Here is a 14,039-nt window from a genome sequence, read left to right as displayed (position 1 = left end):
CACACTATTCATTGTTTGCTTGCCTATTCGATCAAGTAGGAGGATTAAGAGAAATGTATAATAATGAAAAAACGAGATTTCCTGAAGGTTTTTTATGGGGTGGTGCTACAGCAGCGAACCAAATTGAAGGTGGATTCAATGCGGGACATAAAGGGTTAAATATTGCTGATGTTTTGCCTGGTGGGAAAGAGCGTCTGAATATATTAATGTCTGCTGGATTTGATTTTGAGATTGATCATGAGAACTATCGCTACCCGAACCATGAAGCCATTGATTTTTATCATCGTTACAAAGAAGATATTGCTTTATTTGCGGAGATGGGTTTTAAAGCGTTTCGTCTGTCGATTGCTTGGACAAGGATTTTTCCAAACGGAGATGAGAGCGAACCGAATGAAGAAGGTTTGGCTTTTTATGACCGAGTTTTTGATGAATTGCATAAGTACGGAATTGAACCAGTCGTGACAATTTCCCATTATGAAATGCCGTTGCACTTAGTGAAAGAGTATGGGGGATGGAGAAGTCGCCAAGTGGTTCCCTTTTTTGAAAAATACGCGAAGGTTATTTTAACGCGTTACAAAGAGAAAGTGAAATATTGGATGACATTTAATGAGATTAATGGTGCGTTGAAAATGCCGATCATGAGTATGGGATTCTCTCCTCAAAGTGAAGAAAGTCGTTACCAAGAGACATTCCAAGCATTTCATCATCAATTTGTTGCAAGTGCTCTTGCTGTAAAAGCATGTAAGGACCTCATTCCTGAGGCGAAAATTGGCTGTATGATCCTTTTTGCTCCGGTATATTCGTACGACAGCAATCCAGAAAACGTGATGTATGCCTTAAAGGAAGAAGAGTTGTTTAACTTTTTCTGTTCAGATGTCCACGTGCGTGGAAAGTACCCAGCTTTCATCGAGCGGTTCTTTAAGGAGAAAAAGATTACATTAGAGATTCAAGAGGGAGACTTGGAAATCATTAAAGAAGGCACCGTCGATTACATAGGTTTGAGTTACTATATGTCTCGTACCGATAAAAAAGAGAAGACTCAAGCAGAAACCGCACAAGGAAATATTGTCGGTGGAGTGAAAAATCCATTTCTAAAAGCAAGTGATTGGGGGTGGGAGATCGATCCTATTGGGCTACGGATCAGCGTAAATAAACTGTACTCAAGATACGAGATCCCATTATTCGTTGTTGAAAATGGATTAGGTGCATATGACAAATTGGAGGAAGATGGTTCGATTCACGATGACTATCGGATTGATTACTTACGTGAACATGTAAAAGCGATGGGAGAGGCTGTACAAGATGGAGTCGAACTCATGGGTTATACAAGCTGGGGCTGTATTGATTTAGTTAGCATGTCAACTGGTGAGATGTCCAAACGGTATGGATTTATCTATGTTGATAAAAATGATGACGGCAGCGGGACACTAGACCGTAAGAAGAAACAATCGTTTCATTGGTATAAAAAAGTCATTGAGAGCAATGGAGAGGTTTTATAGAAGAAGAGCAATAGGGGCAGGAGCACGAGGGTGGATGTTTAAGAATCGAGTGAGAGGTGATTCCCGAAAAAGTTGAATGTGGGAGAAACTAGAAAACAAAAGCGTCGTTAGGTTCCCGAAAAGTTGGATGGGGGAGAGATCGGGAAACAAAAGCGCCGTTAGGAACTGGTTCACTTAAACGTGTGAAAAAGAAAAGCTTTCATTGGTATAAACAAGTAATTGCAACGAATGGGCAAGAATTGTAAATCATGAACGGAAGATTGGCTGTAGGGAGATGGTTTTTCCTGCAGTCTTTTTTAGTACACAATATGGGAGAGAGACTTAGGGGACAAAAATGAATGAAAGTTGTATGGAATATTATCAAGATTTCATTACAAAATATAAAATGCACGATCAAATAAAACGCAAAGGAAGTAGAGCTAATGACTCAATCAAAATCACAAGAAGAACGTCAATTTCGAGCACGTAAAGAAGCACAAAACCCTCATGGAAAGATTAGGTCTTTAAAGAAGATAGCTGACGAAACGAAAAAAGACTAACAATCAACTAAGGGTAAATCGATCCTTTCATTATCCTTTATCGTATCCATCTTCGTTCGGAATTCGCCTACTATGTGAAGCTAACTCATAGTAGGCTTTTTAACTAGGAGGAAACAGTTTATTCAGAAACCATGATCACCGTTTTAAACGTTAAAAAGGAAAAAACAACGGCAGCAATAGAATGGCGATAACGGCGATTAGTAGCTGTAAAGGGACACCAACACGAACAAAGTCGAGGAAGGTGTACTTCCCTGCAGCCATGACCATCGCATTTGGTGGAGTAGCAACAGGTGTAGCAAACGCCATACTTGATGAAAAGGCAACGGCCATCACCATTGGAAATGGGCTAACACCCATTTGTTCAGCGGTTACTATCGCAACGGGAAACAACAAAACGGCCGTAGCGGTATTGCTAATAAATTGACTAAATAATGATGTGAGACCATATAATCCTGCAAGAACCGCGAGTGGTCCAATTGCCCCTAAACTTTGAATGAGGCTTTCTGACAGAAACGTGACACCGCCTGTGTTTTCCAATGCTGTAGCCATTGGCAACATACATGCAATAAGGACAACGGTTTGCCAGTTGATGGATTGGTATGCTTGTTCTGTTTGTCGTATACATCCAGTCAACACCATGAGTACCGCAGCGACTACAATGGATACGACAGCTGGAACCCATTCAAATACCATAGCTAGAAGCATTCCAAACAGGATCAGTCCTGCCATGACACTAAGGTGTGTCTGATTGCCTAGATCCGTCTCTTCAGCAGCTGATTTTAATACGACCGTGTCATTTTTTTCTGCGGAAAGAAGGGTAATATCTTTCCACTTTCCGTGAACAAGAACGGAGTCTCCGTAAAGTAACGTTTCATCTGCTGAGGCCTTTTTCGCTTTTCTAAATTGATGCTTCATGGCCAAAACGGTTAACCCGTACTTTTCTCTAAATTGAACTTGCCTGATGGTCTGATTAATTAATCTAGACTGTGGAGTTAAAATCACTTCGGCGAGGTGACCTTCCTCGAGTTGATAAGTGACTCCTTTTTGGGATACCAAACCTGTATCACCAACGAATGTTGATAAGGCTTCTTGTTCTCCGTAGATGAGGAATATATCCCCGGCTTCAACCACGTAGCCAGGCTCCACTGTAATTCGTTGCGACTGACTACGTCTAGTTAGGCGCGAAAGTGGCGTTGTCTCGTCCTTGATCACTTCTAACACCGTTAGATTATACGTACTTGGTAACCGAAGTTGTTTCATCGTTTGACCAATAATCTTGCTTTCTTTAGGTACTTGTGCGGCAAAAATATAATCTGAAATTCCGTATTGTTCCACTAGCTCAGCTGCATTAAATTCTGCCTCTGTATTTGTTTTATCTTCTGCGGGTTTATTAAGCATGTTTCGCCCGACAAACCATAAGAATAGGATTCCTGCTGCAAGCATCGTTAACCCAATGGGGGTGAACGAAAAAAAAGAAAGTTCGCCATAACCAGCCTCGTGTAAACTTTGACTGGCAATTAAGTTTGGTGCCGTACCAATCAATGTCAGAGCTCCACCCATACTGCTAGCAAAGGCCAAGGGGATCAAAAGTTTTCCAGGATGAAGTTTCATTTGTCTGCACAAACTGACCACGATTGGAAGAAGAATGGCAACCGTCCCTGTATTGCTAATAAAACCACTTAAGCCAGCCACCAAAATCAGCATAAAAATCGTTAATTTCCATTCGCTGTTTTTCGTTTGCTTAATGAGCAAATCACCGGCTTTTTGCGCTAACCCACTCTGAAAAACGCCTGCGCCAACGATAAATAAAGCGGCAACCATGATGACAACGCTATTTGAAAATCCGGCGAACGCTTCTGGTACGGTGATGAGCCCGGTTAACAATAAAGCGAGCAAAGAACTGATCGCAACTAGATCTGCTCTAAATCGGGGTACTAAAAAGCAAATAGTCGTAACGACTAATATGAGAAAAACCAATTGCATATCTGTTATCATAATGAATAATATCCTTTCAATTTCTATTAATAATGGTAATGTAGAGTAAGCTGAATAAAAAGTACGGATCCTTTCTATTCTAAGTAACTTACAGAAAGATAGGTTATAATTAGTCTGCGCGTTAGAACAAATATTAATGTAGACTGAGTATCTATAGTAAGATTAGGCTTTTTATATGAAGATTTTCAGTGAGACAATAAATAAAATATAAAAAATGAGGGAACGACATGAGTAACCGAAAGTTTGATGACTATCAGTTAAGTGATGAAATAAGACGAGCACTTGGTGTGATGAAGTTTGACCTACCTACAGAAGTGCAAAGGGAAGTTATACCAAAAGCGATAGAAAATAATGATCTTGTTGTGAAATCGCAAACAGGAAGTGGGAAGACGGCTGCCTTTGCCATACCTGTTTGTGAGTTGATTGAATGGGAAGAAAGAAAGCCGCAAGCGTTAATTCTGACTCCGACACGTGAGCTTGCCGTTCAAGTGCGAGAGGATGTAACGAACATTGGGAGATATAAACGAATTAAAGCTATGGCTGTATATGGGAAAGAGCCGTTCTCAAAGCAAAAAGAAGAGTTGAAACAAAAAACACATGTGGTCGTAGGTACCCCTGGTCGCGTTATGGATCACATTGAAAGAGAAACTCTTGATCTAGATAAAATTAAATATTTGATTATCGATGAAGCAGATGAAATGCTGAATATGGGGTTTATTACCGATGTAGAAGCGATCATCAAACAACTTCCTATAGAGAGAGTGACGATGGTGTTTTCTGCTACATTGCCTAAAGATGTAGAAAACTTATGTCATAAATATATGAAAGATCCTATTCATATTGAAATTGAAGCGACTGGTATTACCACTTCTACCGTTGAACATCATGTAATTGAAGTGAGAGAAGAAGGGAAACTCGCTTTGCTTCAAGATGTTACGATTATTGAAAATCCAGATAGTTGTATCATATTTTGTAATACGAAAGACCAAGTAGATACTGTTCATGATACATTAAAGAACGCTGGTTATCATTGTGAAAGGCTGCATGGAGGGTTGGAACAAGAAGAGCGGTTTGCGGTAATGAAAGGCTTTAAATTAGGAGATTTCCGCTATCTTGTCGCAACAGACGTAGCAGCTAGAGGAATCGACATTGACAATGTGACATTAATTATTAATTATGATGTACCGATGGAAAAAGAGAGTTACGTTCACCGGACAGGAAGGACAGGTCGTGCTGGTAATGCAGGTAAAGCTATTACTTTTGCCACTACAAATGAAGGGAAATATTTAAAATCAATTGAACATTATATTGGTTTTAAAATACCTTCAATGGAAATCCCGAGCCAACATGAAGTGATTGCCGGAAAAGTTGAGTTTGAAGAAAAAATGAGTGGGCGCCGAATTGTCAAAAACAATAAAACAGAACGAATTAACAAAGATATCATGAAACTTCACTTTACCGGTGGAAAAAAGAAAAAGCTTCGTGCTGTAGATTTTGTTGGAACGATTGCAAAAATCCCAGGAGTAACAGCAGAGGATATTGGAATCATTACGATTCAGGATACATTAACGTATGTCGATGTTCTAAATGGAAAAGGTTCGTTAGTCTTGCAAGCAATGGAGAATGCCACGATTAAAGGAAAGAAGCTAAGAGTGAGTAAGGCAATCAAATGAGTAAAAAAAAGACGATTATCCCCCGGTATAATCGTCTTTTTTTGTGTGAAATCTTACTTAATGCGTTTTTATTAGTAGTCTAAGAGGATCCCCGTTCCTATACCGAACACGGTCGTTCATTATAAAATATAAATAAAAATTTTAAAAAAAGATTGAACATTTAAAGTTGTTGCGATAAAATGACAATTAAGGAAAGCGCTTTACCAGATTCTTGTGAGTTCTAATCGATATTAAGGGCAAATGGAGGGGGAAAGTAGGAACTAGAAGTGAAAAAGATACATAGCTTATTCAAAAATAGATGCTAATTGAAGGTACTAGTGGTAAAAAATATAATTTATTCTTATGATATGAGTGATAAGGGGATTATAAAAGGAATTAAGAAAACGCTTTATTTTTTGTTTGTTTTGGGAAAGCGCTTAACATAAAAGTGGGAGGGTTTTAATAAATGAGTAAATTAACATTAGGTATTATTGGTGCAGGACGAATTGGTAGATTACATGTAGATAATTTAAAATTAGTTCCAGAAATTCGAGTAAAAAGTGTTTCGGATGTTGTGATTGATCATCTTCAAACTTGGGCAGCTGAAAAACAAATCGAAGTGTTAACTACCGATTACAAAGAATTGTTACATGACCCAGAAATTGATGCTGTGTTTATTTGTTCTCCTACAACGACGCATGCTAACCTAATTAAAGAAGCTGCACAAGCTGGAAAACATATTTTCTGTGAAAAACCAGTTAGTTTCTCTGTAGAAGAAACGGAAGACGCTTTAGCTGCAGTTGAGAAGGCTGGAGTAAAGATCCAGATCGGGTTTAACCGTCGTTTTGATCCGAATTTCCAAAAAATTCGCTCGCTTGTGCAAGATGGTACAATCGGAAATCCGCATATTTTGAAAATTACTTCGCGCGATCCTGAGCCGCCAAATGTTGATTATGTGAAGTCTTCAGGTGGATTATTTATGGATATGACGATTCATGATTTTGATATGGCACGTTTTGTTATGGATAGTGAAGTGGTAGAAGTATCCGCTCATGGGAACGTTCTTGTGGATCCAGCGATTGGTGAAGCGGGGGATATCGATACAGCTATTATTACGTTGAAGTTTGCTAATGGTGCACTTGGTGTTATCGACAATAGTCGTCAAGCGGTATATGGCTATGACCAACGTGTGGAAATCTTTGGTGACAAGGGAGCGGCTCAAGCTGAGAATAATCGTGCAACGAATGTTGAAGTGTCCACTTCTGAAAGCGTAACAAAAGAGAAGCCGCTTTACTTCTTCCTTGAGCGTTACACACAAGCATATATTAATGAAGTAAAAGAATTTGCGAAGGCTTGTCTAGAAAACTTTGAAATTACTTGTACTGGATTTGATGGGTTACAAGCAGAGAGAATTGCAGAAGCAGCTAAACAATCACTTGAAACAGGGAGACCGGTACAGTTAGCTCGCCAGTCTTTGAAAGTAACAAACTAATAAATAAGTTGATGAAATCGATTCCAAGCATGTCGTAAATTATAAGAGTGTTACAGTTTACTTGAATGTGACTTCTTAATGGAAAAGGGCGTGTTTGGGATCCGGTAAAAAAGATAGCATTTCACAAATAGGAAGTAACCGACATCAGGTTCTTAACATTTAGCATAATTAAGAGGATGCCTAGTCGCACATATTCTCTTGATGAGGAGGTACTATTTTATGATTTGGGTAATCGTGGCAACGTTCCTACTTTACACTGTTTTTGTCATGTGGTTTTCGTGGTACAAAACAAAGGGAACTGATTTATCAACAACGGATGGTTACTTTTTAGGAGGAAGAAGTTTAACTGGTATTGTAATCGCTTCATCACTTATTTTAACCAATCTATCAACCGAACAAATAGTTGGACTTAACGGACAGGCTTTTGGTGAAGGTATGCCTGTTATGGCATGGGAAGTAACATCACCACTTGCGTTAATTATTATGGCATTAATTCTTTTGCCAAAGTATTTAAAAGCTGGATTAACAACGATCCCTGATTTTCTTGAAAGACGCTATGATTTAAGAACAAGACAAATTGCGTCCATCTTATTCTTAATTAGTTACGCTGTTGCGTTTTTACCAGTAGTACTTTATTCGGGCGCATTGGTATTAGATAGTATTTTCTCATTGACATCTTACACAACTTTGAGTCCATTTATGCTTGTGCTCATTATCTCTGCAGCTATTGGGATTATTAGCTTAGGTTACATCATCCTTGGTGGACTTCGAGCTGCTGCAATGAGTGACACTATAAACGGAATCGGTTTAGTTATTGGTGGTTTGCTAATTCCGATCTTAGCTTTAATTGCTCTTGGAGGTGGAAATTTATCTACGGGTGTTCATGAATTGTTACATGCAAACCCAACAAAGTTAAACTCCATCGGGGGTATGACATCATCTGTTCCATGGCCAGTACTAATTACAGGTATGTTATTTAATAACATTTTCTATTGGGCGATGAATCAATCGATTATTCAACGTACGTTTGCTGCGAAAAACTTAGCAGAAGGACAAAAAGGGGTTTTATTTGCAGGTTTATTTAAAGTTTTTGGTATGACATTCTTAGTATTACCGGGTATTATTGCGTTCTTATTATATGGAGATAACTTAAGCAATAATGATGCTGCTTACCCTACGCTTGTTGTTGATGTTCTTCCAATTGCTTTATCAGGGTTTTTAGCTGCTGTGTTATTTGGGGCCATTTTAAGTTCATTTAACAATACGTTAAATAGTGCAATTACATTGTTCTCGTTAGATATTTATAAGCCAATCTTTAAACCGCATGCAAAAGATAAAGAACTCGTTAAAGTAGGTCGGATTTTTGCCTTTATGTTAGCGTTTGCGGCAGTTATCGTTGCTCCATTCATTATGTATGCGCCATCAGGTTTATATGCGTATCTACAAGAAATGAACGGATTCTATAACTTGCCAATTATTGCGATGATCCTTGTTGGTTTCTTTAGTAAGAGAGTTCCAGCTTATGCAGGGAAAGTGGTTATCGTCGTTCACATTGTTTTGTATTCGTTATCAAAAGTTTTCTTAGCAGATGTGAACTTCCTGTATGTTCTATCGATTTTATTAGCGGTTGATATTTTTGTCATGTTAGTTCTAGGAAGAGTTGATCCTCGTAAAACGCCATTTGTATTAAATGATTCGAAGAAAGTGGATTTAACGCCTTGGAAACATGCAAAGGCATTTTCTGCAGTACTAGTTGTGATCATGCTAGGAGTATATGCATTCTTCTCTCCAATTGGGGTTGCAGAAGCGATGCCAAATGCATACTCACCATCTCAAGTTGTTTTCCTTATCGTTAACTTGGTGATTGTAGGGTCAGTGGCCTTGTTCTGGTATAGATCAAACAAGAAATTAGATGCAGATGACAACGTTGATAGCAACAAAAAAATTGGCTAATAATACGATTGTTTGAAAACGATTTCTGAAGAAGAGAGAGTAGATCCGAAAAGGATCTACTCTTTTTTTGTGACGATTTCTACGTCATTCGGATTGTTGATTCGAAATAGGCATTATTTTGATGAAACGTAGGTACTTGCTTTAGCATGAGCCACCCCTTTTTGCTGAAAAAAGGGGGCAAACCTAGTCATCGCGGACTAGTAGAGTTGAAATTTCCTGAACCTGAAATTGACAGAGGATATTTTATTCGTTTTTGTAAGATAGGGAGTAAAATCATGCTAGAATAGCAGAAGAACCGAAAGTTAATTTAGTGGTACAGAATACAAATATAGATTTAAAGGGCTGATCAATACATGCTAGAGGCTTATATAGCTGAAGTAAAAGAACGTTGCGCTCGATGTGGTGTAGATCCAATGGTCATTCCTATTCTTCAAAAGGTGACCGCGGAAGAATTAGAAGAGATTCGAATGGAATATAAGGAAACATTAGAAGTCGTTTCTTTTTTTATGAATAAATTTTTATCTAAGAGTGAAGGAATTCCGTTAATGGTGACCGTAACGGACACTAAAGGTACGTTTATTGAATACATCGGAGATAAAAGTCTGGAAAAAACCGTTGTACAAGCGACAGGTTTACAAAAGGGAATTCGCTTTACGGAAGACAAGGCAGGAGTTAGTTCTGTTCTTGCTGCCATTGAGTTAGAAGAACCGGTCCAGTTATTAGGAACTGATCACTATCATCAATTTCTTCATTCTGCTGCCTGTTACAGCGCGCCATTACATGTGAACGGAACATTAAAAGGGACAATTTCTATGATGACGTTTATGGATTATGCCCATCCTATGATCCTTACTTCGCTTGAAACGGTTGTGGATTCGATTCAAAGAGAATTGGATTTACGTGAACGAAACCGTTATTTAGATCACATGAATCAGATGGTGCTAGAACAATCTACAATAGGCTATATTGTAATTGATAAGAGCGGCAAAATTGTTACAACAAATCCGAAAGCAAGAGCGTTATTGCCAGGTCTGGGGCAGGAAGTTCACTTTTTACAGGATATTGAATCTTTTGAAGAGATCCGTGATCAAATTGAACATGGTCAATCAATAAATGACTATGAAATCGTAATTTGCGATTCTCAAACTAGTATTTGTTTAGTTGATTGTTTTCCTTTTTTAGAAGGTAGTTTATTACAACTTTACGATATCACTGAGTACAAACAAACGGAAGCCTATATTCAAGATGCAGAGAAATTGACGATCCTCGGTCAGTTAGCTGCGGGGGTTGCGCATGAAATTAAAAACCCATTAACATCGATAAAGGGGTTTATACAAATGATTCAAGAAAAACGTTATCATGAATCATTTACCCCTATTTTACTTCAAGAAATTGAGCGGATTAATCAGATTACAAATGAGTTTCTTACTCTTTCTAGACCAACTGTTCTTTCGAAAGACTGGTATGCAATCCACACGTTGTTTGCTGAAATTGATGTGTTGCTATCAAGCCTTGCCTTACCTAAGAATGTTGAATTTGTAAAGAACTTTGATGATGTTCCGCTTATTTATTGTGATGGAAATCAATTAAAGCAAGTATTTATAAACTTATTTAAAAATTGTGTGGAGGCTGTTGGTCATAATGGAATCATCACCGTTTCTGTCCAAGTTTCTTCGCAAGAGACAATTGTCATTCGTTTTGAGGACGATGGCCAAGGGTTTCCAGACCATATACTGACGAAGGTCGGACAACCTTTTGTAACAACAAAAAAAGGTGGAAATGGTCTTGGTTTAATGGTTAGTAAACGAATTGTTGAATCTACTCATGAGGGGAATTTATGTATATATAATAATAGAGGCAGTGGTAGTGCGGTGGTTGAACTTGTTTTTCCTTATTAATATGTATATAAAAAAAGACGCCCAATAGGGCGTCTTTGTGCGTATTGCTGCGAGAGACAGCACTCCACATTTGTGCATTGCCTAAAAGGCGGGTCAATCTCGTCTTATGCAATTTAGCTCATCGCTAGAATAGTATATCACTGTTTTGGGTGAAAGAGAAGGGGCTGTCGACGTTTCTTATCTTTCCATTTTTTTGCAGTATAGAATGAATACTTCTTTTTTTGGATAGTGGTACTATAACAATGGGAAAATAAGACATTCAATTATCTTGGAAAATTCGGAGACGAGATAAATTTCATGAACAGGAGTATAATGATTCAAAGTGATGTGTGCGTAGACGAAGGATGTGAATTTAGATGGCTAAGGAAGGGAGGATAAAGAGTGACATCGATTACTGGTGAAATAGGATTGGAAAAAAGCTTAACTAACTCAGAGAAAAAGAAAGTCATTGTATTAATTTGTTCAGTTTTATTATTTTCTGTTATGAATGGAACGATGTTCATGATTGCGGTACCGGATATTGCACGATCGTTTTCCCTTGCACCCTCACAAGTGAGTTGGGTGGTGACGGGATATATTGTCATTTATGCAATCGGAGCATTAATGTATGGGAAGTTAGCCGATATCTATCCTTTAAAGACGTTATTAACGATTGGTCTTAGTTTCTTTGGAGCTGGCTCGATTTTAGGTTTTTTTGCACCGAATTTTGAAATTGTAATTCTAGCACGCGTGATTCAGGCGGCGGGAGCCTCTTCTATCGTTGCGTTGGTCTTTATTGTTCCAACTAGGTATTTCGCGGAAGAGAGGGGGAGGGTGCTTGGGATAGTCTCAAGCACAATGGCTTTTGCTTCTGGAATTGGACCGGTCCTTGGTGGATTTGTTGCTGGTGTCCTGAACTGGCAATTTCTATTTTTAATTTCTGCTTTGGTTATTTTTGCAATCCCATTTTTCTGGATGTGGATGCCGGATGAAGAAAAACAAGAGGGGAGAGTCGACTTGTTGGGAGCTCTGTTGATTGCAATCGCAGTAGCTTCTCTGATGCTTTTTATTACGATGTTTCATTGGTGGTATCTGGTGAGTAGCGTGGGGTTTTTTGGTTTGTTTGCAGGAAGAGCCATTAGCAGTGAATACCCATTTATACGTCCGGATCTATTCAGGAATGGACCTTTTCGTACGACCATTTTCTCTGGTTTTTTAGCGATTATGACGATGTTTGGTATGATGTTTATGCTGCCTCTCATGTTAAGTGAAGTGAATGGTTTAACTACATTATATATTGGACTTACTATTTTTCCTGCTGCGATGGCTGCTGCTTTTATTGGGAAAGTGGCGGGGGTTTTAACTGATAAGCGCGGGAGTAAACAAGTTGTTTATATTGCTTTTGCACTTATGGTTACGGGATTTTTATTGCTATCGACTTTTATCGGTGGAGCTTCTTGGGTAATTGGGGCGGTAGTCATGATCAGTTATATTGCTTTTCCTTTTCTCCAGACAGGGACAGCGACTCTTATCTCAACGTCATTACCTAAAAATGAAATCGGAGTCGGAATGGGTATTTATAATTTATTCAATTTCATGTCTGGTGCTGTTGGTGGAGCCATTATAGGAAAAATATTAGATTACGAAAGTGGAATGTTGCTAAATCGTGTTTCTCTCGCAGAGGGGAATGCGATAATGTATAGCAATGTGTTTCTTGGGTTAGCTTTATTAACGGTTGTAAATGGTTGTTATTTTTATTTTGCGTTTAGAAAATAGGGTTGTGTAAGGCTATTGGATTTTGTTCTGAAAATGAATGGCGATTTTTTGATCTTTGCGGGAATAGGGTGCGTTATGTACTGAGGATCTTCAGAGAGTGGCTTTTTCATACTAATTATTAGAGCTTTGAATGTTCGGTTAGTCTTTAAGGGGACTCTTTTATATTATTAATATAAGAAAGGTTGTCTCCTTCGACTTTTTACGCTTATCAAAGAGGCCTACTTGTTCATTGTAAGAAAAAGCGATTGTAATATAGAAACGAATCAACAACTACTTGTAAACTCTTTAGGTTCTCATTAGCTTCTTTTATTAAATATAGTAATTGGATTGTTAAAGGTTTGTTTTCTTGAATTACGTTTTTTGCGTGGTATGTCATCATATTTGTTACAATTAGGCACTTTCCTTCTATTAGAGGTAGTGTCTGTTTTTGTATTTACTTGCTAAGAGGTGTCACATTTTGAATGTCGGGGTTTGAAACTATACTACTATTGCGTAGGAAATATAGGATTGCTTTCAAGTACCAAAGATAGATAACCTCAATAAATTTATGTTGTTTGCCTAACGGTAATATTGGAATAATAATTAACTGCTATAGTTAATTAAAGATATGTCGGACATTAGTGTAGAGGGCTCTGTGATTTAATTCTGGTTGTCCTTTAATCTCATAACAATAGAAAGTGAGTTAGTATCGTATGTTTTGATAGAAGGGAAATGAAAGGATGGGGTACAGTGTGTTTGTTCATTTTCAGTTTGTGTGTACTCTAAGTAATAGTTGCTCTTCTTGTCGAAGTATGGTAAATTATTAAATCTAGCCGCAAAAATTTATTTTGTATTTGTTGTTGCGTGGAATGTTTCGTTGTGTTATATTAGTTCTTGTCGCTGATGACAACTGTTTGTATCATAACGATCGCAAAAATAAATCACAAAAAAGTTATTGCGCAGAATGAAATGTTATGTTATGATAGTAAATGTCGCTGAAAGAAAAGAAACAGTGACCGCGAGTTCTTTGAAAACTGAACAAAAGCCAAGCGAAAAGAGATACATGATATCTCGTCAAAGAAATTTACCCGAAAGGGCAAATTTCATCCTTAATTTATTGCATTGCTAGCGTAATGCGAAATTGAGCTAATCAAACACTTTTATGGAGAGTTTGATCCTGGCTCAGGACGAACGCTGGCGGCGTGCCTAATACATGCAAGTCGAGCGGACTGATTAAGAGCTTGCTCTTATGACGTTAGCGGCGGACGGGTGAGTAA

8 protein-coding genes and 1 rRNA gene are annotated in these 14,039 nt (G+C 38.2%); 8 read left to right on the top strand and 1 reads right to left on the bottom strand.

Features of this window, described 5'->3' with window-relative positions; all coding sequences use genetic code 11:
* The first annotated feature begins 53 nt into the window (after positions 1 to 53).
* Both N0O92_RS20445 and N0O92_RS20435 read left to right on the top strand, forming a co-directional pair.
* The gene (locus N0O92_RS20445) at positions 54 to 1,499 is read left to right on the top strand and encodes a glycoside hydrolase family 1 protein (RefSeq protein ID WP_315616494.1); all 1,446 of its coding nucleotides are present in this window, start codon (positions 54 to 56) and stop codon (positions 1,497 to 1,499) included.
* Positions 1,500 to 1,921: 422 nt separating this feature from the next.
* Entirely contained in the window at positions 1,922 to 2,038 is a 117-nt protein-coding gene (locus N0O92_RS20435; RefSeq protein WP_315616493.1) for a DUF6254 family protein, read from the top strand.
* Between the two features lie 150 nt (positions 2,039 to 2,188).
* Here N0O92_RS20435 and N0O92_RS20430 read toward each other — a convergent pair whose 3' ends face one another.
* Positions 2,189 to 4,033, bottom strand: a complete 1,845-nt coding sequence (locus tag N0O92_RS20430; RefSeq protein WP_315616492.1) for an SLC13 family permease — start codon at positions 4,031 to 4,033, stop codon at positions 2,189 to 2,191.
* Between the two features lie 227 nt (positions 4,034 to 4,260).
* Here N0O92_RS20430 and N0O92_RS20425 point away from each other — a divergent pair, with 227 nt between their 5' ends.
* The 6 genes from N0O92_RS20425 to N0O92_RS20400 all read left to right on the top strand — a co-directional run.
* The gene (locus N0O92_RS20425) at positions 4,261 to 5,706 is read left to right on the top strand and encodes a DEAD/DEAH box helicase (protein ID WP_315616491.1); all 1,446 of its coding nucleotides are present in this window, start codon (positions 4,261 to 4,263) and stop codon (positions 5,704 to 5,706) included.
* A gap of 445 nt (positions 5,707 to 6,151) precedes the next feature.
* Positions 6,152 to 7,177 carry an inositol 2-dehydrogenase gene (gene iolG, locus N0O92_RS20420; RefSeq protein WP_315616490.1) on the top strand — a complete coding sequence of 342 codons (1,026 nt, stop codon included), beginning with the start codon at positions 6,152 to 6,154 and terminating at the stop codon, positions 7,175 to 7,177.
* 219 nt (positions 7,178 to 7,396) lie between these two features.
* A complete protein-coding gene (locus tag N0O92_RS20415) occupies positions 7,397 to 9,130 on the top strand; it encodes a solute:sodium symporter family transporter (protein ID WP_315616489.1) in 1,734 nt (577 codons plus the stop codon).
* A 353-nt stretch (positions 9,131 to 9,483) separates the two neighbouring features.
* Positions 9,484 to 11,028, top strand: a complete 1,545-nt coding sequence (locus N0O92_RS20410; RefSeq protein WP_315616488.1) for an ATP-binding protein — start codon at positions 9,484 to 9,486, stop codon at positions 11,026 to 11,028.
* Positions 11,029 to 11,409: 381 nt separating this feature from the next.
* Entirely contained in the window at positions 11,410 to 12,783 is a 1,374-nt protein-coding gene (locus N0O92_RS20405) for an MFS transporter (protein WP_315616487.1), read from the top strand.
* Positions 12,784 to 13,921: 1,138 nt separating this feature from the next.
* Positions 13,922 to 14,039, top strand: a 16S ribosomal RNA gene (locus N0O92_RS20400); the annotation flags it as partial.

Source organism: Alkalihalobacillus sp. MEB130, from assembly GCF_032335535.1.
Taxonomy (GTDB): Bacteria; Bacillota; Bacilli; order Bacillales; family Bacillaceae_D; genus Halalkalibacter.
Note: the sequence above shows the minus strand (reverse complement) of the source record. Positions and strands in the feature narration are given on the sequence as shown.

Coding starts and splice junctions, on each gene's coding strand:
- N0O92_RS20445 (WP_315616494.1), top strand. CDS start 54: ATGTATAATAATGAAAAAACGAGATTTCCTGAAGGTTTTTTATGGGGT.
- N0O92_RS20435 (WP_315616493.1), top strand. CDS start 1,922: ATGACTCAATCAAAATCACAAGAAGAACGTCAATTTCGAGCACGTAAA.
- N0O92_RS20430 (WP_315616492.1), bottom strand. CDS start 4,033: ATGATAACAGATATGCAATTGGTTTTTCTCATATTAGTCGTTACGACT.
- N0O92_RS20425 (WP_315616491.1), top strand. CDS start 4,261: ATGAGTAACCGAAAGTTTGATGACTATCAGTTAAGTGATGAAATAAGA.
- iolG (WP_315616490.1), top strand. CDS start 6,152: ATGAGTAAATTAACATTAGGTATTATTGGTGCAGGACGAATTGGTAGA.
- N0O92_RS20415 (WP_315616489.1), top strand. CDS start 7,397: ATGATTTGGGTAATCGTGGCAACGTTCCTACTTTACACTGTTTTTGTC.
- N0O92_RS20410 (WP_315616488.1), top strand. CDS start 9,484: ATGCTAGAGGCTTATATAGCTGAAGTAAAAGAACGTTGCGCTCGATGT.